The organism is Streptomyces sp. TLI_146 (genome assembly GCF_002846415.1).
In the GTDB taxonomy this organism is placed as follows: domain Bacteria; phylum Actinomycetota; class Actinomycetes; order Streptomycetales; family Streptomycetaceae; genus Streptomyces.
Window position 1 is genome coordinate 7,669,601 of sequence record NZ_PJMX01000001.1, and the last position, 26,209, is coordinate 7,695,809.

General features: G+C 71.4%; 19 protein-coding genes and 1 pseudogene. 7 read left to right on the top strand and 13 right to left on the bottom strand.

The genetic code is table 11. The annotated features are described in order from the left end of the window. Positions 1-34 precede the first annotated feature (34 nt). Positions 35-1,588, top strand: coding sequence for an MFS transporter (locus tag BX283_RS34130; protein ID WP_101391265.1), 1,554 nt, complete (start codon positions 35-37; stop codon positions 1,586-1,588). Positions 1,589-1,667: 79 nt separating this feature from the next. Here BX283_RS34130 and BX283_RS34135 read toward each other — a convergent pair whose 3' ends face one another. The 4 genes and pseudogenes from BX283_RS34135 to BX283_RS34150 all read right to left on the bottom strand — a co-directional run bounded on the left by BX283_RS34135 (position 1,668) and on the right by BX283_RS34150 (position 5,587). Then, positions 1,668-2,561, bottom strand: a complete 894-nt coding sequence (locus BX283_RS34135; protein WP_101392745.1) for an RNA polymerase sigma-70 factor — start codon at positions 2,559-2,561, stop codon at positions 1,668-1,670. 309 nt (positions 2,562-2,870) lie between these two features. Continuing rightward, positions 2,871-3,488 (bottom strand): annotated as a pseudogene (locus BX283_RS34140) (NAD-dependent epimerase/dehydratase family protein); the annotation flags it as partial. A gap of 86 nt (positions 3,489-3,574) precedes the next feature. Next, positions 3,575-4,399, bottom strand: coding sequence for a serine hydrolase (locus BX283_RS34145; protein WP_101391266.1), 825 nt, complete (start codon positions 4,397-4,399; stop codon positions 3,575-3,577). A gap of 87 nt (positions 4,400-4,486) precedes the next feature. Then, on the bottom strand, positions 4,487-5,587 hold the full coding sequence (locus BX283_RS34150; RefSeq protein WP_101391267.1) for a phosphatidylinositol-specific phospholipase C domain-containing protein: 1,101 nt from the start codon (positions 5,585-5,587) through the stop codon (positions 4,487-4,489). A 356-nt stretch (positions 5,588-5,943) separates the two neighbouring features. Here BX283_RS34150 and BX283_RS34155 point away from each other — a divergent pair, with 356 nt between their 5' ends. Next, on the top strand, positions 5,944-6,786 hold the full coding sequence (locus tag BX283_RS34155) for a neocarzinostatin apoprotein domain-containing protein (RefSeq protein WP_180357334.1): 843 nt from the start codon (positions 5,944-5,946) through the stop codon (positions 6,784-6,786). 63 nt (positions 6,787-6,849) lie between these two features. On the opposite strand, the gene BX283_RS34160 is transcribed toward BX283_RS34155, so the two are convergent. From BX283_RS34160 to BX283_RS34170, 3 genes are all read right to left on the bottom strand, one after another. After that, positions 6,850-8,178, bottom strand: a complete 1,329-nt coding sequence (locus BX283_RS34160) for a hypothetical protein (RefSeq protein WP_257584059.1) — start codon at positions 8,176-8,178, stop codon at positions 6,850-6,852. A gap of 18 nt (positions 8,179-8,196) precedes the next feature. Further along, a complete protein-coding gene (locus BX283_RS34165) occupies positions 8,197-8,979 on the bottom strand; it encodes a GntR family transcriptional regulator (RefSeq protein WP_180357335.1) in 783 nt (260 codons plus the stop codon). 529 nt (positions 8,980-9,508) lie between these two features. Then, positions 9,509-9,736, bottom strand: a complete 228-nt coding sequence (locus tag BX283_RS34170; protein WP_101391270.1) for a hypothetical protein — start codon at positions 9,734-9,736, stop codon at positions 9,509-9,511. A 283-nt stretch (positions 9,737-10,019) separates the two neighbouring features. Here BX283_RS34170 and BX283_RS34175 point away from each other — a divergent pair, with 283 nt between their 5' ends. From BX283_RS34175 to BX283_RS34185, 3 genes are all read left to right on the top strand, one after another. After that, positions 10,020-11,243, top strand: coding sequence for a carbohydrate-binding protein (locus BX283_RS34175; protein WP_101391271.1), 1,224 nt, complete (start codon positions 10,020-10,022; stop codon positions 11,241-11,243). A 202-nt stretch (positions 11,244-11,445) separates the two neighbouring features. Beyond that, positions 11,446-11,919 carry an SsgA family sporulation/cell division regulator gene (locus BX283_RS34180; RefSeq protein WP_101391272.1) on the top strand — a complete coding sequence of 158 codons (474 nt, stop codon included), beginning with the start codon at positions 11,446-11,448 and terminating at the stop codon, positions 11,917-11,919. 252 nt (positions 11,920-12,171) lie between these two features. Then, positions 12,172-13,119: a carbohydrate-binding protein gene (locus BX283_RS34185; RefSeq protein WP_101391273.1), complete on the top strand. Its 948-nt coding sequence runs from the start codon at positions 12,172-12,174 to the stop codon at positions 13,117-13,119. Positions 13,120-13,174: 55 nt separating this feature from the next. On the opposite strand, the gene BX283_RS34190 is transcribed toward BX283_RS34185, so the two are convergent. Continuing rightward, on the bottom strand, positions 13,175-14,221 hold the full coding sequence (locus tag BX283_RS34190) for a DUF6528 family protein (RefSeq protein WP_143676528.1): 1,047 nt from the start codon (positions 14,219-14,221) through the stop codon (positions 13,175-13,177). A 125-nt stretch (positions 14,222-14,346) separates the two neighbouring features. On the opposite strand from BX283_RS34190, the gene BX283_RS34195 reads away from it, so the two are divergent. Both BX283_RS34195 and BX283_RS34200 read left to right on the top strand, forming a co-directional pair. Next, positions 14,347-15,342, top strand: a complete 996-nt coding sequence (locus BX283_RS34195) for a GNAT family N-acetyltransferase (protein WP_143676529.1) — start codon at positions 14,347-14,349, stop codon at positions 15,340-15,342. 117 nt (positions 15,343-15,459) lie between these two features. Then, positions 15,460-16,938 carry an MFS transporter gene (locus BX283_RS34200; RefSeq protein ID WP_101391276.1) on the top strand — a complete coding sequence of 493 codons (1,479 nt, stop codon included), beginning with the start codon at positions 15,460-15,462 and terminating at the stop codon, positions 16,936-16,938. A 52-nt stretch (positions 16,939-16,990) separates the two neighbouring features. On the opposite strand, the gene BX283_RS34205 is transcribed toward BX283_RS34200, so the two are convergent. From BX283_RS34205 to BX283_RS34225, 5 genes are all read right to left on the bottom strand, one after another. After that, a complete protein-coding gene (locus BX283_RS34205) occupies positions 16,991-18,100 on the bottom strand; it encodes a M4 family metallopeptidase (protein WP_101391277.1) in 1,110 nt (369 codons plus the stop codon). Between the two features lie 223 nt (positions 18,101-18,323). After that, positions 18,324-20,132 carry a M4 family metallopeptidase gene (locus BX283_RS34210; RefSeq protein ID WP_101391278.1) on the bottom strand — a complete coding sequence of 603 codons (1,809 nt, stop codon included), beginning with the start codon at positions 20,130-20,132 and terminating at the stop codon, positions 18,324-18,326. Between the two features lie 429 nt (positions 20,133-20,561). Next, entirely contained in the window at positions 20,562-21,848 is a 1,287-nt protein-coding gene (locus tag BX283_RS34215) for a YncE family protein (protein ID WP_101391279.1), read from the bottom strand. Positions 21,849-22,021: 173 nt separating this feature from the next. Continuing rightward, on the bottom strand, positions 22,022-23,491 hold the full coding sequence (locus tag BX283_RS34220) for a hydrolase (protein ID WP_101391280.1): 1,470 nt from the start codon (positions 23,489-23,491) through the stop codon (positions 22,022-22,024). Positions 23,492-23,725: 234 nt separating this feature from the next. After that, entirely contained in the window at positions 23,726-25,951 is a 2,226-nt protein-coding gene (locus BX283_RS34225) for a sialidase family protein (protein ID WP_218976537.1), read from the bottom strand. Positions 25,952-26,209 lie beyond the last annotated feature (258 nt).

The following is a 26,209-nucleotide window of genomic DNA, read 5'->3' on the forward strand; positions in this document are numbered from 1 at the left end:
GGACCCCGAGTACACCGCTTCGAACGGAACCCCCATGTACGCCCCTGTCTCCCGGCCCGCGGCCGACCTCACCGAGCGCCTGGATCCCCGGCGTTGGATCGTCCTGACGATCCTCTCCGGGAGCCTTCTGCTGATCGCGATGGACACCACCATCCTCAACGTGGCCTTTCCGTCGCTGGTGGCGGACCTCCAGCCTGGTTCGGTCCAACAGCTGTGGATCATCGACGTCTATGCCCTGGCCCTCTCCGGCCTGCTCGTCACCGCCGGTGGCCTCGGTGACCGCTGGGGGCGCAAGCGCCTGCTTCTGCTCGGCTTCGGGATCTTCGCGCTCGCGTCGCTGCTGGCCGTGTTCGCCACCGAGGCCTGGCACGTCATCGGCGCGCGGGCGCTGCTCGGCGTCGGCGGCGCCGCGATCATGCCGTCCACCCTGTCGATCCTGCGGGACGTCTTCACGGACGTGCGTGAGAGGGCGTTCGCGTACGCCGTGTGGGCCGCGGTCCTCGGTGGCGGTATGGCCCTCGGGCCGATCATCGGCGGTCTGCTCGTCCAGGACCACGGCTGGCAGTCGGCGTTCCTGGTCAACATCCCCGTCGCCGCGCTGGTGATCGGGTTCGGCCTGCGATTCCTGCCCGAGTCGCGCTCCGCGCGGAGCGGCAAGTGGGACTGGTGGGGTGTGGGGCAGTCGATCGTCGGCATGCTCGCCCTCGCGGGCGGGATCAAGCAGCTCGGCAAGAGCGGTGTCGACGACCCGATGCCGTGGATCCTGCTGGCCGTCGCGGCGGTCGCCCTGACCGTGTTCGTACGCCGTCAGCTCCGCCTGGAGGTTCCCCTCCTCCAGGTCCGGCTCTTCGCCAACCGGTCCTTCAGCCTGGCCGCCACCGCCATCTTCCTGGGCATGGTCGGCATGGGCGCGGTGCTCTTCCTGGTGACGCAGTGGTTCCAGTACGCGCAGGGGTATACGCCGCTGCAGGCCGGTCTGCGGCTGCTGCCCGCGCCGCTCGGCCTGATCGTCACCTCGATGACCACGCCCGCGCTGATGCAGCGCTTTCCCATCCGGCATGTGATGGGCGCCGGACTGGTCGCGATGGCGGCGGGGCTCGCACTGCCCTGGGTCGTCCAGCAGTTCGCGGAGGTGGGCTACCCGGCCTTCGCCGTCGCCCTCGCGGTGCTCGGCCTCGGCGTCGGCGTGGCCACCACGGTGGCGTCCGTGACGCTGATGGCCGCGGCGCCCACGGACGACGTCGGCGGCGCGGCGGCGATCGAGGAGACCTGCTACGAACTGGGCGCCGCCATGGGCGTGGCCATCCTCGGCAGCCTCGCCACCGTCCTCTACACGGCCAACCTCCCGTCGCTCGACCTGACCGGGCAGGCCGCCGACAAGGTGTGCGACTCCGTCGGCGAGGCGGCGCACGTGGCCGACGAGATAGGCGGCCCGGCCGGCAAGGCGCTGCTCGACACCGTCTCGCACGCCTACAGCACGGCCGTGACCCCGGCCTTCCTGGTCGGCGCGGGCCTCGCGCTCGCCGCCGCCGCGATGGTGTGGGCGTGGATACCGAGGGACCTGCGTCCGACGGAGAACGCGCACTGAGGCGCACGAGCCCTGCCCGGCTCCCACCCCCTGCCCCGGCCCGGCTCCCGCTCCCGGCCCGCGGCGCCCCCCGGCCCGGTCAGTCGCCGAGGCCGGGCCGGAGGCCGTCCAGCTTGTCGGGGTTGACCTGGAAGCGCAGCTGGTGGATGCGCCCGTCCAGCAGGTCGAAGGTGAGCGCGCCCAGCGGGTGGCCGTCCACGCTGAAGAGCAGGCCCTGCTCGCCGTTGAGCGACGCGGTCCGGATCTCCAGGGGTTCGAGGTGGGGCTTGGCGAGGACGCCGACCATCCACCGCGCCACCTTGTCGGCGGTGTGCAGGGGACGACGGGCGGCGGTCACCTTGCCGCCGCCGTCCGACCAGGCGGTCACGTCGGGGGCGAGCAGTTCCATCACGGCGTTGAGGTCGCCGCCCTGGCAGGCGGCGATGAAACGCCGGGTGACCAGGGAGCGCTGCTCCGCGTCGGTGTCGTACCGGGGGCGGCGCGCCTGGACGTGCGCCCGTGCGCGGTGGGCGATCTGACGGATCGTCGGTTCGGGGCGTTCGACGACCTCGGCAATCTCGGCGTGGCTGTAGCCGAAGACCTCGCGCAGCAGGAACACGGCCCGTTCGACGGGGCTGAGGGTTTCCAGGACGACCAGCATCGCCATGGAGACGGTGTCGGCCAACTCCGCCTCCTCGGCGATGTCGGGGGTGGTGAGCCAGGGTTCGGGCAGCCAGGGGCCGACGTACGCCTCGCGGGTGACGGCGGCCGAAGTGAGCCGGTTCAGCGCCAGGTTGGTGACCGTGCGCACCAGATACGCCTTGGGGTGCCGCACCTCGCTCCGGTCGCTCTCGGACCACTTGAGCCAGGCGTCCTGGAGGATGTCCTCGGCGTCGCTGACGCTGCCGAGCATGCGGTAGGCGGTGGCGAACAGCAGCCGCCGGTGCTCGGTGAACGGGTCGGGGGCAGCGTCGTCGCCGGTCGTACTGATCATGGCGGCCAGGCTGTCAGACGCCCAGGGAGCGGGCAAGCGAGCGCACGCCTTCCACGCTGTCGGCCTGGCCCGGCTTCCAGCCCAGCTCCTCCTTGGCCTTGCTGCTGTCCAGGCGCAGATTGGTCGCCATGACGGTGTGCGCGAGCGGGGCGGGCTTGAGCAGCCACAGCGGCACCCGCAGCGGAGCCGGTGCGCCGAACGCCTCGGCGACGCGCGGACATGGCTGCCGAAGCCGGTCGGCAGGTCGTCCGCGATGTTGTACGCCTGCGAGGGGCGGCCGTGCTCGACGGCGGCCGCGACCGCGCGGCCAGCGTCGTCCACGTTCACCCACGCCAGCTCCCGGCCGTGGTCGGCGACGACCGGCAGCCTGCGCTTGCGCAGCATGGTGAGGACCGTCGTGTCGGTGACGTCCTTGCCGTAGAAGAGGCCGAAGCGCAGGCTCACCGCGTCGATCCCGTCGGCGGTGAAGGCCAGTTCCTCCTTGGCGCGCATCGCGCCGACGTGCTGCTCCAGCCAGGGGTTGGTCCCGGCCGGGCCGAACGGTGTGCCGTCCTCGGTGAGCGGCCGGTCGCCGTGGTCGCCGTATCCGTAGCCGAACATCATGTTCTCCAGGACGATCCGGCGGGCGCCGGTGGCGCGGGCGGCGGCCAGCAGGTTGGCCGTGCCCCGCACCCGCAGGGCGTTGGTGCCCGCCATCTCCTGGTGGCGGATCAGGGACGTGCCCTGGAGGGCGGTGGCCGCATGGATGACGACGTCGAACGCCATCCCGTCGACCGCGCGCAGCACCGCGTCCCCGTCCAGCAGGTCCGCCCGTACGGCGTTGGACGCGCCGCGCCCGAGTCCGGCCACCTCGTGTCCCGCGGCCGTCAGCTCCCGCACGGCCCGCCGCCCCAGCACCCCGCTCGCCCCTGCCAGCAGAATCCTCATCGCGCTTGCCTCCGTCTCGCGTCTCCGCTGTGGTGACGTCCATGGGACAGCCGGGGGAGCGTGGCCGTGACAGCCCTGAATGTGACCTACATCATACCTTTCAGGTGGTCGATGCCGATCTTGTCGGTGGTGTCCGGATCGCCGCCGAGCCGGTGGACGAGGACCCAGGCGCCGTCCGGCAGGGCGCCGGCGAAGACGGAGGCGTCCTTGGTGGCCCCGTTGTGCCAGATCAGGCGCCCGGCCCGCTGCCAGGACGGGGCGGGCTCGCCCAGCCGGTGTTCGACGAGCAGCGAGGTGACCAGCCGGGAGGCCGCGACCGGGGTGGCCCACAGGCCCCCGGCCGGGAGGATCGCACCGGTCATCGTCCACGGTCTGACGGGACGGCCGAAGACTCCGCGCGCGACCAGGCGCCGCCGCGGCGCCGGGGCGGAGGTGACGTCGGTGATGTCGAGCGGGCTCAGGACGTACTCGTCGAGCAGCTGCTCGTACGGGGCGCCGCCCGCGGCCGCCAGTGCCGAACCCAGTACCGCGTAGCCGAAGTTGGAGTACTCCTCGTCCTTTCCCGGCGGCGCGGTGGTCAGGGTGTCGAGGCGCCGGACGAGCGCGTCGAGCGCTTCGGCGTCGAACGGGGCGTACGGATCACGGCGGTTGAGGCCCGGAGGCAGCCGGGGCAGGCCGGAGGTGTGGGTGGCCAGGTGCCGCAGGGTGATGCCGGTGCCCGCCGGTACGGGCAGGAACCGCTCCAGGGGATCGTCGGGATCGAGCGCGCCGGCGACGGCGAGGCGGACCAGCAGCGTGCCGGTCAGGGGTTTCGTCAACGAACCGATCTGGACGAACAGTTCGGGGTCATGGCCGTGCTCCACCCGCGGCGGGGCGGAGCTGCTGAGGACGCAGAGGGGTACGGGGCGCACCCTTCCATGATCACCGATGCGGGTGAGCGGGTGCGCCGCGGGCCCGCCCCGACGGAGGGGAGCGGGCCCGCGCACCACTGCCCGGCGTCAGCCGCGGGGCAGCGTCAGGCTCTGGACCTGGGGAAGCGCGGTCCAGTCGTTGGAGGCGATGGTCGCGTGGGACTTCGCGAGCAGGGCGATACGGGCCTGGGCGTCGGCCGGAGGCGGGTTCTTGCTGTCCAGGGTAGGTGCGACGCTGTGGGCGTCGGTCATCACCAGCAGATAGTGGCGGGCGTCGTACCAGGCGGTGTCGATGGTGCCGTTGAGATACGTGGCGGCGTCACCGTCGAACAGGACGAACCACGGGCGCAGCGAGGCGTCCGCGTAGCGGGTGCGGGGGTCGCCCGGCTGAGCCCCGTGGACCGTGGGGAAGATCTGGGCCTGGGCGGTGCGCCCGGCGGTGTGCAGATCGCGGAGGTATGTCGCGTACTCCTTGTCCGTCCACAGGGTGTCGGTCGGATTGCCCTCCTCGACCGTGCCCGGGATGATCTCCAGGATCACCTTTCCGGCGAGCTGCGCGCGCGTCGGCCAGTTCCCGGCCGTGGCCGCCTCGTCGAGCGTGGCGTACTGGCCGCCGCCCGGCTTGGCCAGCAGATCGGCCGGGCGGAAGACGGCCGACCCGAGGTGGGCGCTGATCGCCTGGTCCAACTGGGCCGGGCCGAGGCCGAAGCGGGACTGGAACCCCGCCTTCATCTCCAGCTTGATCATGAGCGGCCCGTGCCCGGGGTGGGCCGCGAGCCAGACCCGTACGTCGTCCAGGCAGCTCTCCAGGTTCTTGTTGGCGCTGCCGGAGTAGAGCTGTGCGGGCGTGCTCGCGTTGACGCAGTTGTTGCTGTTGCCCAGGGGGTTGGAGTGACTGACCTTCCACTCCTTGGTGATGAAGTCGTCCCATACATCGAGCTCGATCATGGAGGTGCCGGTGTCGAGCGCCTGTGCCAGATACGGGAAGGCGGCCGGGTCGTAGGTGTTGTGCAGGCCCGACGAGGTGGCGCCGGACAGCGGCAGGTCCTCGGACCCGGCGGCGGAGGCGGCGCCGGTGCCGCCGCCCGCGCCGACGAGCGCCAGGCCGACGGCGACGGCGCCGGCCAGCGCGGTGCGCAGGCGGGGAACGCGGCGTCTGGGCAACGGTTCTGACAGCGGCTCTGACATGGGGACCTCCTGTGGGGGGACGACTCTCGTCGGACGGTGACAGCAGAGTGTGAATCGACGAAGTCATGACAAGCAACAGAAGCTGCATTCCGGGGGTCTCCGTGTCTCCGTGTCTGCGCAGAAACGAGCGTCAGCGGAAGGGGATTGGGCGAAGCCCCCGCTGCCCGTCGGCTCCTCGCCCCTTTTCGGCCGTTCCGGCCGCCACGGTTGTTTCCCGTGACCGGATTACGCTCTGGCCGCCCCGTGATCCGCACAGCAGGATGCTGCGGACGGTGGGCCGGGGCAGTGCCGTGACCATCGGCCCCAAGGCGCCCCATGACACCGCACGTCCCTCAACCGGCTGGGAGGCCGAGGCAATGACCCGTACGGCATTCCGCACCGCATCACGCTCCAGACGCGGACGCGCGCTCCTCGGCGTGGCCACGGCCTGTGCCGCCTTCGCGCTCGCCCTTGTCGGCGCGCAACCCGGCTCGGCCGCCTCCGCGTCCGCTTCCGACGGGCCCACCCTCAAGGTCGACCGGAGCACCGGCATCCGCGACGGCGACATCGTCAGCTTCCGGATCACCGGTGGGCCACCCAAGGAGTACGTCTGGGTCGAGCAGTGCGTGGCGGCCTCCGGCGGGGGAACGGCCTGCGACGAGAACACCGCGCGCCAGTTCCGCGTCTACCCCGACGGCACCTACCAGGCCTCGCCCAAGAAGCTCTACACGCGCCTGGCCACCCCCGCGGGCCCGGCCGACTGCCGGACCGCCACCGCCGCGAACCGGTGCCTGCTGGCGCTCACCGACAACGCGGGCACCGTGCTCACCACCGTGCCCCTGCGCTTCCTGCCGCTCGCCCCGCTCGAAGCGCCGCCGACCCTGCGCGCCACGCCGAACAGCGAGTTGACGGACGGGCAGACTGTCCACCTCGGTGGGCAGCGGTACGAGCCGCAGTACCACATCCCGATCCTGGAGTGCCTGGCCGGAGCGACCGACACGTTCGCCTGCCGCCCGGGCGGCCGCCCGCCCGCCACCACCGACCAGGGCCGGATCGACCAGGACACCACCCTCTCGGCCGCCTTCACGACGATCGACGGGCGCGCGGTCGACTGCCGCGAGGCCACCTGCGAGCTGGTCGCGTTCGCCTCCCGCTACCACGGCCCATTGACGGTCCGCACCCCGATCAGCTTCGTTCCGGTGCCGTCCGCGGCGCACTGACGCCTCCGCACGCGACGGGCCGGACACGTACGTGTCCGGCCCGCCAGGAGGTACGGGTGGGCGTCAGCCGTTGATCGAGAAGACGACCCGTATACCGGTGGTGGAGTTGATGCGCTCGTTGATGCCCCAGATCCGTCCCGTGTCCGGCGAGTAGCCGAGGTTCTGGGTGAGGACCGGGGAGGTGGTGTACACGTGCGGGGCGTCGTCGGGCAGGGCCCGGTGGATGCACGAGTAGTCGATGGCGTCGCCGGAGCCGCCGCCGGTGCCGGTGGGGCAGGTGCCGCTCATGTACCAGTACTGGCCGTTGGTCGCGGCGCCCTGCATCGCCCAGACCGGGGACGAGTAGCCGACGGTGGCGTGGCTGACGCCGTGGCCGGAGGGGTCGGTGGTGGCGGGGAGCGCGGTGAGGTAGTTCAGGGGCCAGCGCACGACGCGGCCGCCCGCGCCGCCGGGCTTGTACTCGGCGGAGACCAGGCCGTCCTGGCCGGTGCGGTCCAGGCTCAGCGAGTTCAGGCAGGGCGTGGTGCCGGTGGCCACCACGCAGGCGGTGTTGTCGTCGGCGGTGGTGCGGTAGCGGCCGATCATCGGCAGCGCGTAGGTGCTCCAGCGTGCCGAGGACGTCGTGCCGCTGATGCCGACCGACTCCTGGCTGGAGTTGACCTTCCAGATGTGCTGGAGGTCGTACACCTGGAGCCAGCGGCCGTTGGCGACGAAGACCTTGTTGCCGTACCAGACCACGCCGTCGGCGTGGGTGCCCTGGACGGCCCGGAAGTTCCCGTCGCCGCCTGCCTGGGTGCCGGTCGGCTCGACGAGCAGCAGATGGTTGTACGTGATCTTGCCGTTGTCGGCGTTGACCAGGCTGACGCGGGCGAACTCGTTCGCCACCGGGTTCGCCCCGCCCAGGCCCCGGCTGAAGTGCCAGGAGGCCAGGAACGCCTTGTGGCCGTCCACCAGGCCGCCCGGCTGGGCGTCGTACGAGCCGGTCAGGCCCTGCGGTGTCCAGCCGCCCGCGTCGGTGTACGAGTTGGACGTGTCGTCCGCCTTGTCCCAGCAGAAGCCCGAGGGGCTGAGACTCGACGCCAGGCCGGTGGTGTGGCACAGCCCGTTGATGCCGGTGCGGCCGCCCGAGGTGAGCACGCTCGTGGCGTTCACCTGGGCGACCGCACCCTTGGCCTCCACCGCCTTGATCGCCTCGTCGTAGACGTCGAAGGTGTTCTGGCGCTGCCCGCCGAAGTCCGCGACCGGGTCGAGGGCGAACTGGCCGACGACGGCGCTGTCGATCGAGCCGAACGGCGTGGCCGCCTGGGCGGGCCCGGCCGTCACCAGGGTTGCGGCGACGGCGGCGAACCCGGCGGCCAGGGCGGTGAGCCCCGTTTTCCATGATCTTGTCATGGGCAGGAAGGGTATGCCTCAGAGTGGCGGGCGCACATCCCGGGCCGGGGACGTGAAGTGATATATGGGGCCTTGTTCCGCGTGCGGGAAGGTCAGCAGGGTGATTTCCACCGTGCGGTGGTGCTGGTCGCGCACCTCGCGGTGGATCTCCAGCTGCGGGACGCCGTCGGAGCGGTCGTCGCCGGGGGCCATGGTGAGCTGCTCGTTGTGCTCCAGGCTGAGCCCCGCGTCCGCCGCCCATGCGTAGAGGCGGCGCAGATCGCTGTGGGTGTGGTGGGACAGCGTCCGCTCGTAGCGGGCAAGCAGCGGGATCTGGGCGATGAGGCTGGGGGAGAGGTAGCTGACCGCGTGCTGGATCACCCTGTCGCCGGCCGAGGCCGTGTAGTAGTGGACGAGGGTGCGGGCGCCGGACCGCAGGCCCAGCCTGCTCGCGTACGTCGCCGGGGCGGCCTCCCAGACGAGCCGGGTGGCGGCGGCGATGCCCGCCCGGGGGCTGAGTGCGCCCAGCGGGAACTGCGCCTCCGGAGGCGCCTGGAGCAGCCGTGCGTGCGCCTCGCCGGGGCGGTCGCCGCGGACGAAGGAGCCGCGCTTCTCGGTGCTGATGAGCCCCTCCTGCCGCAGGACGTCCAGGGCCTGGCGGATCGTCTGGCGGTTGCTGCGGTAGTGCTCGGCGAGCATCCGCTCGGCGGGCAGTCGGTGTCCGGGGGCCGAAGTGCCGGACTCGATCGTGGACTTGAGGTCGTGGGCGATCTCCAGGTACCGGGGAACGGGGGGCAGGGAATGACCATGTGTGCCGGGCATGTGTCTCCCTAGAGTGATCACTGCGGGTGTCTGGGCGGTTCTGTGGAGCGACTGCCTTTGTATCATTGGTCTAGACCGCCAAAGCGATCCGGAGCCTGTTCCTTGGCGAGATTGCAACACGCGGGCAAGGGGGCGCGCGGGTCACGCGGCCAGGAATGGCCGGAGCGCGTCGTTCGCGTCCGGAAATCCGCCCGGGTGTGCTCGTGCCGTGGACGCGTGCGCCGGGTGGCCGGAGGCGGGCGCGTCCGCCCCGTCGGGGACGCCCTGTGGGGCGCCGCCGACGGGGTCGTGGACCTCGCTCCGCGCGGCCGCGGGTCTTGTGCCGGGTGAACGGGGGGTGGCCGGGCGGCGGGGTGCGGGGGTCTTCCCGCAGGGCGACAGGCTGGGCGTGTGCGTGCGGAGCTGCCCGAACGGAGCGCCGTCCGCGCGGAGTTCGCCTCCGAGCCGTGCATATGGGTCCCGCATGGCGCGCACCCTTCCGATCGCCGTCACCGCCTCGCAGCCCCATAGTGGCAGGCGCGCCCCGTGCTCATGGGCCCGAGGCGCAGGTATCGGTCTGGAGGTCCTCCACCAGTGCGAACAGTCTTGCCTCGTTGCCCGCGAGGCCCGCCGCCCGCAGGGACTCCTCCGCCTCGGCCATCGGCCCGGCGAGCAGCGCCAGGGCGCGCGGGGCCGTGGCCGGGTCGGCGAGCACGGCCTGGGCGGTGCGCAGCAGCCGGACGTACGCCTTGGCGGCCGTCCGCTCCGGTTCGGTCATCTCGGCTTCTCCTCGTGTCCTTCGGATCCTTCAACAAGGTGTCGGACCGTCAAGCATCTCTCGCGGCACTGACAATGAGGGTCGCGCGGCGCGCGGGCGGGCAGGCCGCCCCTCCGTTCCGTGCGGCGCGAGTTCACCTATCCCGTCGCAGGTTCAAAGATTCCCCATGGTCTAGTCCAAGTCGTTGACGCGCCCCGGACACGGCTCGATTCTGCTGGGAACCCATCCCCCCGGGGGTCCCCTCGGGACTCCGGGGAACTCCCCCCACCCAGGAGACCTGGACATGAAGCGTCTTCGCGCTCTCCTCTGCGGTGCCGCCACCGCCGCGCTCGCCACGGCGGGCCTCTCGGCCTTCGTCGCGGGCCAGGCGTCCGGGGCGCCGGCCGCCGCAGCCGCGCTGAGCAACCGGTGGTACGCGGCGGCGCCGTATCTGATGCCGCTGGACAACAACCCGCCCGACGCGGGGGCCATCATGGACGCCACCGGCCTCAAGGCGTTCCAGCTCGCGTTCGTCCTCGCCCCCAACGGCGGCGGATGCGGCCCCACTTGGGGCGGTACGGCGCCCGTCTCCTCCGACACGGCGGTCGCCTCCGTCATCGCCTCCATCAGGGCCAAGGGCGGCGACGTGTCCGTCTCTGTCGGCGGCTACGGCGGCACCAAGCTCGGCCAGACCTGCTCCGACGCGTCGAGCACCGCGGCCGCGTACCAGCAGGTCATCACCAAGTACCAGCTGAAGGCGATCGACTTCGACCTGGAGGAGCCCGAGTACGAGAACGGCACGGCCATCGCCCATGAGATCGGCGCCGCCAAGATCCTCCAGCAGAACAACCCCGGCCTCTACGTCTCGGTGACCACGGCCGGAACCGCCGACGGCACCGGCTGGTTCGGCAAGCAGATGCTCAACGAGGCCAAGGCGCAGGGCTTTGTGCCCGACAACTTCTCGATCATGCCGTTCGACGGGGGCTTCAACGGCGCGGCCGCCCAGACGAGCGCGCTGACCAACTTCAACTCCATCCTCCGGTCGACGTTCGGCTGGAGCGCGGCGACCGCCTACGCCCACGAGGGCTTCTCCGGGATGAACGGCCGCAGCGACACCGGCGAGTACTTCCGCCAGGCCGACTTCCAGACCGTCCTCGACTACGCCACCGGCCACGGCATGGACCGCTTCACCTTCTGGTCGCTCAACCGCGACCGGCAGTGCTCGCCACCCGACAACAACGGCACCACCTCCGGCACATGCAGCAGCGTGGCCCAGGCCGACTGGGACTTCGCCAAGTACGCGGTGCGGTTCGCCGGTGCCACGCCGCCCACAGACCCGCCCACCACGCCTCCCACGACGCCGCCCGGAAGCTGCTCGGTGGCGGCGTGGAGCAGCGCCGCGATCTACACCTCGGGCAACGAGGTCTCCCACAAGGGCCACAAGTGGAAGGCCAAGTGGTGGACCCGGAACGAGGAGCCCGGGACCACCGGCGAGTGGGGTGTATGGCTGGACGAAGGGGCGTGCTGAGTCGCTCCGAGGAGCCCGTGTGTCCGGCGCGCCCCCTTGACCGGGGGCGCGCTCACATGTTTTCGGCGGGCGATGGGGGCAGTTGAGTCGGTTCTGGCGCGCGGTGCGTATGTGAGGTGGTGGAATCCGTCACTAACACCACTGTCCATTTCGTCATAGAGGACATAGAGACGACGCTGGTGCCCGTCCCGAGGGGGGAGACATGGAAGAGATCTGCGTACCGCTGTATGTGGAGCTGCTGCACGAGGGGGGTGATGCCATGACGCCGGTGGATGCCGTGATGACGTACGACTCCGACGACCCGCTCGCGGTGTCCGTGGACTTCGTGTGCGGCAACGGCACCCACACCACCTGGACGATGGGCCGGGACCTGGTGGCCGAGGGGCTGACGTCCCGCCGCCCGGTCGGCCTGGGGGATGTGCGGGTCTGGTACTGCGGCGACGGGGGGTTACGGATCAGGCTGGATTCGGACGAAGGCAGCGCCGACCTGCTCGCCGGTCTGGAGGACGTCGCGGAGTTCCTTTCCCGTACGTACCAACTCGTTCCGGAAGGGAGTGAGCTGGACGGCTACGACGTGGACGCGGTCCTGGACCTGCTGTTCGCGCCGACGTCACCGGCCCCGGCCTGCCGCTGGTGCGGCCGGGAGTGTCCGTGTCTGGACCACGGCGCTCCGTAGGCCCGACGGGGGGAACGGATTCCTGAGCCTGCCGCCCGCCCCGGTCCTCCGGAGCGGGCGCGGCTCGAAAGCATCCCGCGTGAATGCGTGTGGCTCCTGCGGCTATTGACAGTTCTGTCAATGACATGGACATTACAGTCGCTTATCCGGTTCCGCCGCGGCGCACCATCCCGCGCCGCCGCCGGACCGTGCTCCCACCCCCACCGTCGTACCCCATGACGTCCGGATCCCGGTCCGGTCTGGAGGAGCCACGTGAACAGACACACGCCCACCCGAGCGAGGTCTGCCAGATCCGCGAGAACCGCCCTCGCGGCCGCCCTGCTCGTCGCCGCCACCCTGGGCGGCGTGCACAGCGCCGGGACCGCCGCCGCCCGGCCCGCCGAACACCCCGGCGCCGCCCCCTCGCCCGACGCCCCGCACCACGGCGCCGTGGCGGGAGCCCGCACCCCCGGCCGCGACGCGGGCCGCGACCGCGCCGTCGCGGCGCTCAGGGACGGCCGTACCGCCCACCGCCACGCGCGCGCCGCCGCCCTCACCCACAACTGGTGGGGGATCTTCCCGCAGCCCGGCACCCACGACGGCATCACCGCCACCCACAGCGTCGACACCGCCTACCGCGTGAGCAACGCGGACAACTTCACCTACGCGCCCACCACCAAGGCGCAGAACTCCTGCATCGAAGTGGTCACCGCGTACTGGAACAGCGGCAACGAGCTGTGGGCCTGGGACTGGTGCTCGCGGGACGGCGGGCCCGCCAAGATCCTGCCCCTGGACGCCGACTTCCGCGCGAAGTACACCACCGCCGTCGACGGCCGCCCCGCCTTCAGCATCCAGCTCGTCAAGGACGCCGGATCCGGCAACCGCTGGTCCTCGTACCTGTACAACCACCGCACCGCCCAGTGGGAGCTGCTCTACCGCCAGTCCGGCACGGACCAGAGCGACCTGGACTACGGCTGGGACATCTTCGAGATATACGCGAGCGTCAACCCGGCCACCGGCGTGGGCTACTACTGCACCGAGGCGAGGAACACCGTCTTCGACAGCAGCACGATCCAGCTGCGCAAGAACGGCGTGTGGAAGCCCGCGCGGCCGGCCGACTCCCCGTGGACCGAGGCGAACCCGTCCGGGCGGGACTTCCTGTGCCCGCCCCTGAAGTTCCTCCAGGCGGGCGCCAACGACCACTGGACCGTGCGGCAGTGACCGCGTTCTGAACGCCCCCGTCGACGTCCGGCCGCCGCTCCTGGGCGGCCGGACGTCATGCCCGGTCGGCCGTCCACCACCGCGCCTTGTACAGGCTCGATCCCCTGAGCTCCTCCTCGCCGCCCGGGCCGTGGAAGCGGATGCGCGAGGTGCACCAGGCGCAGGGTGCGCCCGGCTCGGGGCTGACGGTCAGGATCTGCCCGGTGACCGGGTGCTGGCTGACGCTCTTGACGGTCGGGCGGTCGACGGCGCTCTGGTTCGGGTACGGCACGAACGCGCCGGTACGGGCGGCGAACTGGCGCACATGGCCGCTCGTCGACAGCCATATCGGGGTGTCCGCGCCGAGGGCCCGCGCCAGGTCGTGGCCGCCGGGCTCGGGCAGGGGATAGCTGCGTACCGCCGTCAGCCGCGGGCTCGCCGCGCCGCCCTCCACGGCGAGGCCCACGAGCAGCCCGGTGCCGAGCGCCCACAGCAGCCCGCTGCCCGCGTCCCAGAGCAGCCCGTGCGCGCCCGGCAGCGCGAACGAGGCGTGCACGCCGGAGCGCGGGCCCTGCGAGGCGGTGTAGACGCGGACGAAGCCGCCGGTGCTGGCCGCCACCGCGATATTGCCGTCCGGCAGCAGCTCGACGGTGTGCGGGTTGGTCCACGCGGGCAGCGAGGCCGCCCAGTACACCGCCGCGCCCTCATGCTGGACCGCCGCCACGAAACCGCCGGAGGCACAGGTCAGCAGGAGCGGGCCGGAGGAGGTGGAGCGGGCCTTGGCCTCGCTGACGTTGCGCCAGCCGCTCCTCGGATCGAGATCCGCGAGGCCGGGGTCGGCCACGGGCGTCCAGGACCACAGCGCCAGCAGATCGGCGGCCCGCGCCGTCCGGTCGGTCTTCCCGGAACGCCAGTAGGCGCTGGTCGCATCGAGGAGGAGCACCGACTGGGACGCCTGGTCGCAGGCGAGGATCTGGGTCGGCGGCGCCCCCGGTGCGGACGGGGCCCGCCCGGCGGCACGGGCCGTCGGCGTGGCCAGCCCGGCGAGCCCGCCCGCCACGGCGGCGCGCAGCAGGGCCCGGCGGGGAGCGCGCGAAGGGAATGCGGATCGCGTCGTGGACACGGGGCCCTAGGTTGACAGGCGCTGTCATTTCATACGGTGACGGGGCGCCGCGCCGCGCGCACTCCACCCGGACGGGCCAGCGGGCTCGGCGGGCGGGGCCGTCGCGCGCACCCGACTATGGAGCGGTGAACACCACGTCGCACATCGCACCCGGGGGGTTCCTGGCGCGGCCGATGGACAAGGCCGACGTGCCCGCCTGGCTGGACCTGCGCGTCGACGCGGAGCGGGTCGACCGGACCGGCCACCACGTCGACGCGGACGACCTCGCCGAAGAGCTGGAGAACCCCAAGCTGGACTCGGAGCGGGACACCCTGACGCTGTGGGACGGCGCGCGGATGGTCGCGTACGCCCTGGTGCACACCCCGGAGGGCGCCGTGGACGCGGCCCGCTTCCGCGGCGACGCGGCGGTCCGGCCCGAGTGGCGGCGCCAGGGGCTCGGCCGCCATCTGGTCGCCTGGATGGACTCCCGCGCCCGCGCGCTCTACGCCGAGGGCTTCACGCATTTGCCCGGCGAGCTCCTGATCAGCGGGAAGTCCCGGGACCCGAACCTGGAGGCGCTGGCGGCGAGCGCCTCCTTCACGGCCTGCCGCTGGTGGTTCGAGATGACCCACCCGCTCACCACCGGCCGCCCGATGACCGGGGGCGTGCCGCAGGGGCTGCGGCTCGTGGCGTTCGAGCCGGCGTACGACGAGGCCACCCGGCTGGCCCACAACGACGCCTTCCGGGACCACTGGGACTTCACCGAGATGGACGGGACCGACTGGCGGACCTGGGTGGTGGGCGCTCGCTCCTTCCGCCCGGCCCTGTCGCGGCTGCTCCTGGACGGGGACGAGGTGGTGGCGTATCTGATCGCCGAGGAGTACGACGCCGACACCGCCGCCGACGGCACCCGCGACTGCCACATCGGCTACCTCGCCACCCGCCGCTCGCACCGGGGCCGCGGAGCCGCCCCCGCCCTGATGGCCGCCACCCTCGACGCGGCCCTCACCCACGGCTACGACAGCGCCTCGCTCACCGTCGACACCGCCAACCCGTCCGGCGCCCTCGGCCTCTACGAACGGCTGGGCTTCACCGCCCACCGCGAGTACGTCACGTATGCCCGGCCGCTGCCCCGGGCCTGAGCGGGGCGCCCGTACGTACGGAGTTCGCGCGGTTAATCGCGATGATCTTCGGGTACCCGTGGCGGGCATGTCCGCATTCCCGGTGCTCAGGGGCCCGGAGGAGTCAGGGAGGCACGCATGGACGGTGTGACGGTGGACAGCGGGGCGCGCGGCCGGACCATCACCACCGAAGTCCCCGCGCGACTGGACCGGCTGCCCTGGTCGCGCTGGCACTGGATGATCGTCATCGGGCTCGGCACCGTCTGGATCCTCGACGGCCTCGAAGTCACCGTCGTCGGCAACATCGCCAGCCGCCTCTCCGAGGACGGCAGCGGCCTGGCCATCACCGACGCGCAGGTCACCGGCCTCGGCGCCGCGCTGTACGTGACCGGGGCCTGCTCCGGCGCGCTGTTCTTCGGCTGGCTCACCGACCGGTACGGCCGCAAGAAGCTCTTCCTGGTCACCCTCGCCGTCTATCTGGCCGCCACCGCCATGACCGCGCTGTCCTTCTCGGCCTGGTGGTTCTTCCTGTTCCGCTTCCTGACGGGATTCGGCATCGGCGGGGAGTACGCGGCCATCAACTCGGCGATCGACGAGCTCATCCCCAGCAAGTACCGCGGCCGGGTGGACCTGATCATCAACGGCAGCTACTGGCTCGGCGCGATGGGCGGCGCGCTGCTCTCCGTACTCGCCCTCAACACGGACATCTTCCCCAAGGACCTCGGCTGGCGGCTCACCTTCGGCCTCGGCGTGGTGCTCGGCCTGGTCATCCTGGTGGTGCGGCGCCATGTGCCGGAGAGCCCGCGCTGGATGTTCATCCACGGCCACGAGCAGGGCGCGGAGGAGCTCGTCGAGGGCGTGGAGCGGAAGGTCGAGGAGGAGAGGGGCGAGCCGCTGCCCGCGCCGGGGCGGCCCATCACCATCGAACAGCGCGAGAGCGTGGGGTTCGTCGAGATCGCCCGGACGCTCTTCCGCTCCTATCCCAAGCGCGCGGTGCTCGGCTTCGCGCTCTTCATCGGGCAGGCCTTCCTCTACAACGCCATCACGTTCGGCTTCAGTTCGATCCTGGTGAAGTTCTTCGACGTCTCCAGCGGAGCGACGGGCTACTTCTTCGCCGTCATCGCCTTCGGCAACTTCCTCGGGCCGCTGCTGCTCGGCCGGTTCTTCGACACCGTCGGGCGCAAGGTGATGATCGCCGGGACCTATCTGCTCTCCGGCGCCCTGCTCTTCGTCACGGCGTGGTTCTTCAGCCAGGGGTGGCTGAACGCGACCACGATGACCGCGTGCTGGTGCGTGGTGCTGTTCTTTGCGTCGGCGGGCGCCAGTTCGGCGTATCTGACGGTGAGTGAGATCTTTCCGATGGAGACGCGGGCGATGGCGATCGCGTTCTTCTACGCCATCGGCACGGCGGCCGGCGGCATCTCGGGGCCGCTGGTGTTCTCGGACCTGACGTCGAGCGGAGTGGTCGACGACGCGGTCCTGGCGTTCTGCGTCGGCGCGGCCCTGATGACGGTGGCGGGCATGGTGGCCGCGTTCTTCGCCGTCGATGCCGAGGGCAAGGCGCTGGAGGACATCGCCACGCCGCTGTCGGTGCGGGAGGCGGGCGCCGGGGGATGAGACGGGCGACACCGGTAGGCCACCCCTCGCGGGGCGGCCCCCCGGGCCGAGGTCAGTTCACGTTGACGGCGCTCCAGGCCGCCGCCACCGCCGCGTACTCGGCGCCGGTCGCCCCGTACAGATCGCGGGCGGCGGCGAGTGTGGCGGTGCGGGCGGCACGGTAGTTGGCGTTGGAGGTCAGGTACTGGGTCAGGGCGCGGTACCAGACCGCCGCCGCCTTGGTGCGGCCGATGCCGAGGAGCTTGGCGCCGTTGACGGTCGGGCTGTCGTACGAGATCCCGTTGATCACCCGGGGGCCGCTGCCCTCCGCGAGCAGGAAGAAGAAGTGGTTGGCCACACCGGAGCCGTAGTGCGGGTCCAGGGTGGGCAGCGACGGTGACCAGTAGTCCGGCGAGACGCCGTCCCGGGAGGGGCGGTCCAGGTAGCGCAGGGGTGTGCCGTTGCCGTTGAAGTCGGGCTTCTCACCGATGAAGTAGTCCGGCACATCGGCCGGGATGTCGGCGTGGAACTCGACCATGGTGGCGAAGATGTCCGAAGTGGCCTCGTTGAGGGCGCCGGGTTCGCCGCTGTAGCCGAGCCCCGCGGTGGCCGAGGTGAGGCCGTGCGTGATCTCGTGGGCGCCGATGTCGAGAGCGGTGAGCGGGTGTGCGTTGCCCGGCCCGTCACCGTAGTTGATGCACCCGCATGTGTCGCTCCAGAAGACGTTGGGGTAGTTGGAGCCGTAGTGCACGACGCTGCGCACCCCTTTGCCGTCGTTGCGTACACCCAGGCGGTTGAACGACGACTTGTAGTAGTCCCACACCGATGCCGCCGCGAACTGGGCGTCCACCCCCACGGACTGGAGGTTGGTCGGCAGCCCGTTGCCCCACACGTTGTCGGCATCGGTGAGGATGGCGTGGGTCTGTCCGTCGACGGTGTCGGTCTTGCCCCGGGTCGGGTCCTGGAGCAGGTACGACGTGGCCGTTCTGGTGGTCGTCAGCGCCACCTTGCCGTCGTGGACCCCGGTGCCGGTGCCCGGCGCGGGCGAGTCGGCGGCGGCCGGTGGGGCGCCGGTCAGGCCGGCGACTGCGGCCGACACGGCGAGTACGGCCGCCGCGAGCGCGGCCCGGCCGCGTCGGGTGGTGTGCGTGCGTCCGGCGCTGCGGTTTCCCTGTCGGTGCATCTGCTGTCCGCCCCTCGGTCGGCGACGCGGGCGCGGTGGCGCCTCGCTCTCGGGGCGCCGGGTGGGCGCCGCGTCGCAGCATGGGGGAGCGGCGCCCCGCTTGGCAGGATCCCGTCAAGAAAATGGCTCGGCTTCGCCGCTGGGACGACGGGATCCGGTCATCGAACGGCGAAGGCGCCCCCGCGGGTTCCGCGGGGGCGCCTCCTGGGAACTGTGTCGCGTGTCAGTGCTTCGGCGTGTTGGCCGCGGTGACGTTGACGGCGGCCCAGGCCTTGTCGACCGTCTTGTACTCGACGCTGCTCGCGCCGTACAGGTCGGTCGCCGCCTTCAGCGTCGCCGTGCGGGCGTCGTGGAAGTCGGTGGTGGAGACCATGTAGCGGGACAGGGCGCGGTAGAAGATCTGCGTCGCCTTGTCCCGGCCGATGCCGGTCACGGTCGAGCCGTCGTACGTCGGCGAGTCGTAGTCGACGCCGCCGATCGTCTTCTTGCCGCTGCCCTCGGCGAGCAGGTAGTACGCGTGCGAGGAGACACCGGAACCGGCGTGCACCTCGGTGTCGTACGACGCGGGCGACCAGTAGTCGACCGTGCCCTCAAGAGTGTCGAGCGACGGCTTGTCCAGACGGCGCAGGAACGTCTGGGCCAGGCCCAGCTTCTCGCCCATCAGGTAGTTCGGCGGGTTGTTCGGGTTGTTGGTCTGGAACTCGACCGCGGTGCCGAAGATGTCCGCCAGCGACTCGTTGAGCGAGCCCGCCTCACCGAACTGGTTGTCGTTCGCGTCGACCCGGGTCGGCTGGAGGTTGGCCGTGGCGTCGACGACGCCGTGGCTCAGCTCGTGGCCCGTGACGTCGAGCACGACCAGCGGCTTGGTGAAGGTCTGGCCGTCACCGTCGCCGTAGAGCATGCAGCCGCAGTCCGAGTACCAGAAGGCGTTGCCGACGTTGGTGCCGAAGTGCACCATCGCGCGGGCGCCGACGCCGTCGTTCTTGATGCCGTTGCGGCCCAGCACCTTCTTGTAGAAGTCGAGGGTGCTGGCGACGCCGAACTGGGCGTCCACGGCGGCCGTCTGACGGCTACTCAGGGCGCTGTTGCCCCAGGTGTTGTTGGTGCTGGTGAACGGCTTGCCCTGGGAGAACTGCACCACCTCGCGGCCGCCCGCGTCGCGCGTCTCGGTGTTGCCGCGCGAGGCGTCCTTGAGCAGGTACGAGCTGGAGCCGGTCTTCAGCGTGTTCAGCGGGACCTTGCCGACGAACAGCGAGTTGCCGCTGCCGAGCGAGGGGATGCCCGCGGTCTTCGGCGGGTTGAACGGCCGGGCCGGGGACGCCGTGGCGGCCGCACCGGAGGAGGCGGTCGCACCGGTCAGGGGCGCGACCTTCTCGCCGCGCTGGCGCAGCTTCGCCTTCAGCTGCGGCGAGACGAACTGGTCGTTGACCGGGGCGTTGCTGAGCACGGCACCGGTGGCGGCGTCGACGACGACCGTGCGGGCGCCGCCCGCCTCGGTGGTCTTGCTGCCGGTGACCTTGATCTGGTACGCGAGCGCCGTGCGGCCGGCGCGCGCGTCGACGACCAGCTCGGCCGAGCCGGCGTCGCCCTTCGCCACCGAGGCCGCCTTCGCCTTGGCCTGCTCGGCCGTCAGCTTCGGGGCCTTGGCGGCGACGGCGACCTGCTTGCGGGTGGCCCGGGTCACGTCCAGGTACGCGGACTTGGCGTCGAGGTGGACGACCAGGTCGCCGCCGAGGACCGGCAGGCCCTTGTGGGCGCGGACGAACCGGACGTGCTGCTTGCCGTCCGGGTCGATCAGGGTGTCGGTGGCCGTCAGGGTGTCGTCCTTGGAGACACCGGTGGCGGCCGCGTGCGCGAAGGCGGCGGCGCGCGCCGCGTCCACGGCCGACTGCGCGGACTTGACGGAGGCGACGGAGGAAGTCCCGGTGGTGGCGGAGGTCGCGACGGCGGTGCCCACGCCCCCTGCCGTGATGGTCGCGGCCGTGGTGACGGCCAGGGCGATCGCCAGTCTGCGTATGTGGGGTGTACGCACTATGGAGGGTCCTTATGTGTTGCGGGGGCGGCCGGCTACAACCGCCCGTACGCACGGTGCCCTTGAGCACCGCGGGGACTGTGTGGCCCCGAGCGAACCCTGCTACGCCTGACATGTGCATGTAAAGGTGTTTGTTCGGCTTGTGTGCCTTTGGAACTCAGATTTAACAATCGTCCCCACCCGACCGAACGGAGGGCGACGGACTGTGTGTTCTCTGTGTTCCTTCTGTGTGCCACTGGTCCAGATGCGCGCACGGCGAGGTTGGTTGCGCCGCCCGCGCACTGTGCTGGTGATCACAGCGCGGGGACGGTGCTTTTGTCGCGTAGGTGCGGTGGCTTCTCCATGTACGGGGGGAAACGTGCATGTTCCAGCAGGTCGGCCGGGGTGTGATCCTCTCACCCCGCCGGGGCCGCGGCCGGTGCGGGGGTGTCAGCGGGCCGAGGGGCCGGTCCAGTCGGCGGCGACATGGCCGATGCGCACCCGCTGCGGATGGTCACCGACCGCCACGGACACCGTCTTCTGCCCGGTCGCGAAGTCGATCGCGGTGATCCGGTCCGCCCCGGCCTCGGAGATGACACAGGACCTGCCGTCCCCGCTCACCGTCGCCCAGTACGGCTTGGAGGCGGGAACCAGCGGGCCTTCTCGCAACGTTGTACGGTCGACGACCGTCGCGTAGTCGTCCATCGTCCCGGCGACGCAGAGCTTGGCCCCGTCGGGGCTGATCGACAGCCCGTGGTGGCGGGAGTCGTTGACCCAGGTGGTGCGGTCCTCGCTGGTGGCCGGGTTCTTGGGCAGCGTCTTGGAGCGGGTGATCCGGTCGCCCGCGATGTCGTATTCGAGGAAGCCGTTGAAGAACGACACCTGGAAGTAGAGCTTCGACTCGTCGGGGGTGAAGACCACGGGCCGCACGGCGTCGGAGAGGTCCTTGCGGCCGAACGCGTCGAGCCGGTCGCGCATGTCGATGGTCCTGACGGGCTTGAAGGTGTGCGCGTCCACCACGGTGATGTGCCGGTCGCCCTTCGTCCAGTCCAGCCACGGGTCGTCGAGCGCCGTGTTGACGTCCCCGATCGCCATGTTCCACAGATACCTGCCGCCGTCGGTGAAGACGTTTTCGTGCGGTTTGTCGCCGGTCGCGAACGAGCCGAGCTGCTTGCCGCTTGCGATGTCGAGGACGTGCACGGTGTTCGAGGTGGAGGCGGAGACGGCGACCCGGGTGCCGTCGGGGGAGACGGCCATGTGGTCCGAGCGGTAACCCGACACGGGGAAGCGCCAGTTGATGTGTCCGGTGGCCAGGTCGATGGACACGACGTCGGCGAAGCTGGGCCGGGAGACCACGACGGCGGAGCCGTCGGGCGTGGAGTACATGTCGTCGACGAACTGGTCGTGGCCCTCGCCCGGTCCCTGTCTGATGCCGAGGAAGTAGGCCAGTTTGATCGGGTTGAGGTAGATCTCGGTCATCCGCTGATCCTTGTCCGGAATGACATTGATCCGCCCGATCCGGGCCAGGGCGCCGCTGGACTCGACGACGTCGGCGGTGCCGTCCCAGTTGTTGCCCACGAACAGCACCTCGCGCAGCCCGGTCGCGCCGGAGGACTTCGCCCCGGTCGCGGCGTCGGAGGCCGACGGGGGCGCGGAGGCGGTCGCGGTCGCGGCGGACCCGGCCACGGCCAGGGTCACCACGGCCGCCAGGGAGCCGAGCGTTCGGTAGAAGGACATCGTCACTCCGGATGATCTTGTGGGGGGCATGACAATCGCGGTGCGCGGTGGCTACGGGACGGTAATGAGCGGCGCCCGACAAGACAAGAGCCATGACGAGGGCGTCCGGACATGCACGAACCGCCGCCCACCCGCGAAGGGTGGACGGCGGTTCGTATGACGCGACCCCGGGGTCAGCTCACGTCGAGCGCCGTGTCGTCGATGACGAACGACGTCTGGAGCTGGGAGCCCTCGGTGCCGGTGAACTTCACGGTGACCGTCTGCCCGGCGTACGCGCCGAGGTCGAAGGTCCGCTGCGTGTAGCCACTGGCGGCGTTGAGGTTGGAGTACGTGGCGAGGGTGGACAGCACCGTTCCGCTGCCGTTGACCACCTGCGCCTTCAGTGTGTCGTAGGCCGTCGTCGTGCTCGTCTCGGCCGTGTCGACGTGCAGGTAGAAGCTGAGCTTCGCGCTGGTGCAGCCCGCCGGGATCGTCACCGACTGGGAGAGCGTGTCGGTGCGGGCCGAGCCGTAGCCGTTCAGCCATGCCTTGTACGTGCCGGTGCGCGCGGCCTCGCCGGAGTCGTCGGTGATCACACCGCTGGTGCCCGACCACGCCGAGGTGCCGGACTCGAAGCCGGGGTCGGCGAGCAGTTGGGCGGCGGTGCAGGTGCCGCCGGTCCCGCCACCGTCTCCACCGCTGCCCGAGCCCGCGGCGCCCGCGAGCCACTCCGTACCGTTAAGGGCGAGGGCCGCGTCCGTGCCGGCCGGGTCGTTCCAGCCGTCGTAGAGGGTGTTGCCCGACTGGCCGGTGCCGTCGTCGATGGGCGAGCTGTCACCCCAGAACGCCACCCGGCCGCTGCCGAAGGTGCTGGTCGCGAAGAACGCGCCGGTGTTGCCCGAGGAGCCCGTGCGGTACACCAGACCCTTGACGGCCGGGTTGTCCGCGGGCTTCAGGGTGGCCGTGGTGCCGTTGCGGATGATGCTGCCGGTGACCTTGCCGAAGGAGCCGTTGAGCACCGGGTCCGTCGTGCTGGAGACGGCCCTCGGGTTGTCGGTGCCGATGTTGAGCGAGTCGATGGAGAACCCGAACGGGTCGGTGCTGTCCACGCTGTTGTTGGTCATCAGGTCGTTGAGGACCTCGACCGCGTCGGCGCCGTCGTTGTTGCGGTCCGAGTTGATGTGGTCGGAGATCATGAAGAGACCTCCGCCGTTCTGGACGAACTTCATGACTGCGGTCTTCTCGGACGCCGAGAGCAGCACGTTGGGTTCGGGCAGCACGAACGTGTCGAAGTTCTGCAGGTCGAGCGCCGACGACGTGCCGTAGGTGATCGTGTTGCCGGAAGGCAGCGTCTTCAGCGAGTAGCCGCCGGTCTTCTGGAGCGCGACGCCCCAGGAGGACAGTGCGCCGGTCCAGTCCTTCTCGGTCGTGGGGCTGGCCTTCTGGCCCAGCGGGTCCGGCTGGCTCGTACCGATGATCCAGTCGGCGTTGCCGGCGGTCTCGGCCTTCGAGTTGTCGAACAGCACGCGGTGCGGGGTGGTGGCCGCGGCCGCCGGGGGAGCGGTGACGGCCAGCGCGGCGGTACCGGCGCCGAACACGGCGAACGCGGTGAGCGCGGTCGCGAGTCTCTGCCGTGATCTTGGGGAACTCCGGGGTCGGAGCATCCTGCTACCTCCATGAGGGGTGGGGGAGAGGCGGTGCGGGCGCCCAGTCTGCGCGCGTAGAACGGCAGTTGGGGTACCGCCGGACGACACGCATTTGAACGGTACATGGCGAGATCGCATCGGTGCAGTGTCCGGGCGGGACCGATGTGAACCGGCCACGGTCGACCGCGCCGTACCCGGGCGTGCGAAGGCCCCCGCCGGCCGTGCCGACGGGGGCCTGACGATTCGTCAAATCTACTGTTCGGTACGGAGACTGTAGAAGCCGCGGCCGAAGGTGGCCGCCACCAGGCGGTGGTGGACCTGGTCGTATGTGATGTCCGACACCGGCACCAGCGGCAGCCCGCCGCCGAGCCGCCGCCACCCGCCCCGGCCGCTCACGAACACACCCTGGTCGGTGGCGGCATAGAGCGTGTTCCGGCCGCCGATCACCACGTCGTTCACCGGGGCCTGGGGAAGGTTTCCGGACAGATCGCTCCAACTCGCGCCCGCGTCCCGGGTCCGCAGCAGATGCGGCTGCGAGGAGCCCGACCGGTACCCGGAGAGCGAGACGTACGCCGTCGACGGGTCGTCCGGGTCCACCGCGATCCGGGTCACCCACGGCTGCCCGGAGAGGACCCGGGCCCAGTGCGCGCCGAGGTCGCGGGTCACCCACACCCGCCCGTCGTCCGTGCCCGCCCAGACGGTGTGCCCGTCACGCGCGGCCGCGACCGTGGTGATCGTGCCGTAGGGGTATGTGTCGTGGCCCGGGCCGCCGGTGAGGTCGGGGCTGATGGGCTGCCAGGTGGCGCCGCCGTCGGTGGACCGGTTGAGGCGGTTGCCGCCGTAGTACAGGACGTTCGGGTCCACCGGGTCGAACTGGACGGGGGTGAGCCAGTTGCGCCGGTCGGCGGTGGTGGAGTCGGTGTACTCGGTGAGGGTGGCGCCGCCGTCCGTCGAGCGGAAGCAGTTCCCGTACTGGTAGCAGGCGTACACCCGGTTGACGTCGGTGGGATCGATCAGGTTCTGCAGCCCGTCGCCGCCCAGGTACTCGTTGAAGCGGTCGCCGCCCCAGGACCGCAGGGAGCCGTTGTCCTGGGCTCCGCCGGAGATCCGTTCGGTGTCCTGCGGGGTCGCCGCCACGGTGTAGAGCTGGGTCCACGGCTCGTACACCGCCTTGGTCCAGCCGCCGTCGCCCCGTGCGTCGGAGCGGTAGACACCGCCGTCGTTGCCGAGGTAGACGCGGCCGGGTGTGCGCGGGTCCCAGAGCATGACGTGCTGGTCGGCGTGGACGGTGTCCTGCTCCGTCCAGGTGGTCCCGCCGTCCTTGGTGGTGAGCAGGTCCACCCCGGCCACATGGACGTGCCGGGCGTCGGTGGGGTCGACCCACACCTTGCCGAACCACCACGAGTAGCTGGACTGGGACTCCTTGAGAGCCGCGTTGTCCGGCAGCCTCGCCCAGGTGTCGCCGCCGTCGGCCGAGGTGAGGAAGGAGCCGAAGGTGCCGTCGGTGGCGCCGACCATGGCGTAGAGGCGACCGGGCTCGGAGGCGGCGATGCCGAGGCCGATGCGCCCCGAGTCGGCCGTGGGCAGCCCGCCGCCGAGGCGCCGCCAGTGGGCGCCGCCGTCGTCCGAGCGGTAGACGCCGGAGCCCGTACCGCCGTAGGTGCGTCTGTCCGGCTCGCGCCGGTGGTCCCACAGCACGGCGTAGACCCGGTCGGGGTCCACCGGGTCGCGCTGGACGTCGACGGCTCCGGTGAACGCGTTGGGCACGTCGAGCACCCGCCGCCAGGAGCCGCCCGCGTTCTCCGAGAGGTACACGCCCCGGTCGCCGCCCGGGTTGTAGAGCGAGCCGGTCGCCGCGGCGAGCACCCGGCGCGGTCTGCGCGGGTCCACGGCCAGCGCGCCGACGGCCGCCGAGTCCCGCAGCCCGACCGCCCGCCAGCTGCGGCCCTGGTCGGTGGAGCGGTAGACGCCGGTGCCCTCGTACGTGACGCTGCCGCCGCCCGGGTTGGGCTCGCCGGTTCCGGCGTAGAGCGTGCCGTCGGGAGCGGCGGCGAGCGCGCCCATGGCCTGGGTGCCGCGCTCGGGCCACGCGGGGGTGAACGTCCTGCCCGCGTCGGCCGAGCGCCACACCCCGCCGCTGGCGGCGGCCGCGTACAGGGTGTCGGCGTGGTGCGGGTCGAGGGCCAGCGAGACGACCCGGCCGCCGATGTTGGTGGGCCCGACGGGCTGCCAGCCGCCGCCGGTCGCGGGCAGTGCGGCGGCCTGCGCGGCGGCGGTGTCGTAGGCGTGCCGGGGCAGCGGCTGCCCCGGTATCGCCTTCTGCAGATAGCTGTATTCGGCGGGGGCGGCCGGACCGCCCTCGTCGTCCTCCTCCTGGGCCCCGGCACCGGCGGCCGGGCCTCCCGGGACCAGCAGTCCCGCGATCGCCAGGAGGGCGACCGCGGCCGTACGCATCCCTCTCGATCTCCCTGTACGCATGGACGGCTCCTTACGCGGCCGGTGCGACCGGCGCGCGACGAGTGGAAGAGCTTTTCCGGCACGTAACAGGGGAAGAGTGTTCATCAACTGCCGCAGAGGCACCAGTAGTTGGGGCGTATGAGGGGTCTTGGCCCGCCGCCGGGCCGCCGAAGCGGAAGCCGCTTCCCGGGCCTCGCCGCCCCCCACCCGCCTCGCCGCTCATCTGAGCGCAGCTTCATCACGATCGGATCTCGGAGCGCGGGCAGGGGCTTGTCCGGG

Coding starts and splice junctions, on each gene's coding strand:
- BX283_RS34175 (WP_101391271.1), top strand. CDS start 10,020: ATGAAGCGTCTTCGCGCTCTCCTCTGCGGTGCCGCCACCGCCGCGCTC.
- BX283_RS34225 (WP_218976537.1), bottom strand. CDS start 25,951: ATGCGTACAGGGAGATCGAGAGGGATGCGTACGGCCGCGGTCGCCCTC.
- BX283_RS34155 (WP_180357334.1), top strand. CDS start 5,944: ATGACCCGTACGGCATTCCGCACCGCATCACGCTCCAGACGCGGACGC.
- BX283_RS34220 (WP_101391280.1), bottom strand. CDS start 23,491: ATGCTCCGACCCCGGAGTTCCCCAAGATCACGGCAGAGACTCGCGACC.
- BX283_RS34130 (WP_101391265.1), top strand. CDS start 35: ATGTACGCCCCTGTCTCCCGGCCCGCGGCCGACCTCACCGAGCGCCTG.
- BX283_RS34160 (WP_257584059.1), bottom strand. CDS start 8,178: ATGACAAGATCATGGAAAACGGGGCTCACCGCCCTGGCCGCCGGGTTC.
- BX283_RS34180 (WP_101391272.1), top strand. CDS start 11,446: ATGGAAGAGATCTGCGTACCGCTGTATGTGGAGCTGCTGCACGAGGGG.
- BX283_RS34135 (WP_101392745.1), bottom strand. CDS start 2,561: ATGATCAGTACGACCGGCGACGACGCTGCCCCCGACCCGTTCACCGAG.
- BX283_RS34165 (WP_180357335.1), bottom strand. CDS start 8,979: ATGCCCGGCACACATGGTCATTCCCTGCCCCCCGTTCCCCGGTACCTG.
- BX283_RS34170 (WP_101391270.1), bottom strand. CDS start 9,736: ATGACCGAACCGGAGCGGACGGCCGCCAAGGCGTACGTCCGGCTGCTG.
- BX283_RS34150 (WP_101391267.1), bottom strand. CDS start 5,587: ATGTCAGAGCCGCTGTCAGAACCGTTGCCCAGACGCCGCGTTCCCCGC.
- BX283_RS34205 (WP_101391277.1), bottom strand. CDS start 18,100: ATGCACCGACAGGGAAACCGCAGCGCCGGACGCACGCACACCACCCGA.
- BX283_RS34200 (WP_101391276.1), top strand. CDS start 15,460: ATGGACGGTGTGACGGTGGACAGCGGGGCGCGCGGCCGGACCATCACC.
- BX283_RS34215 (WP_101391279.1), bottom strand. CDS start 21,848: ATGTCCTTCTACCGAACGCTCGGCTCCCTGGCGGCCGTGGTGACCCTG.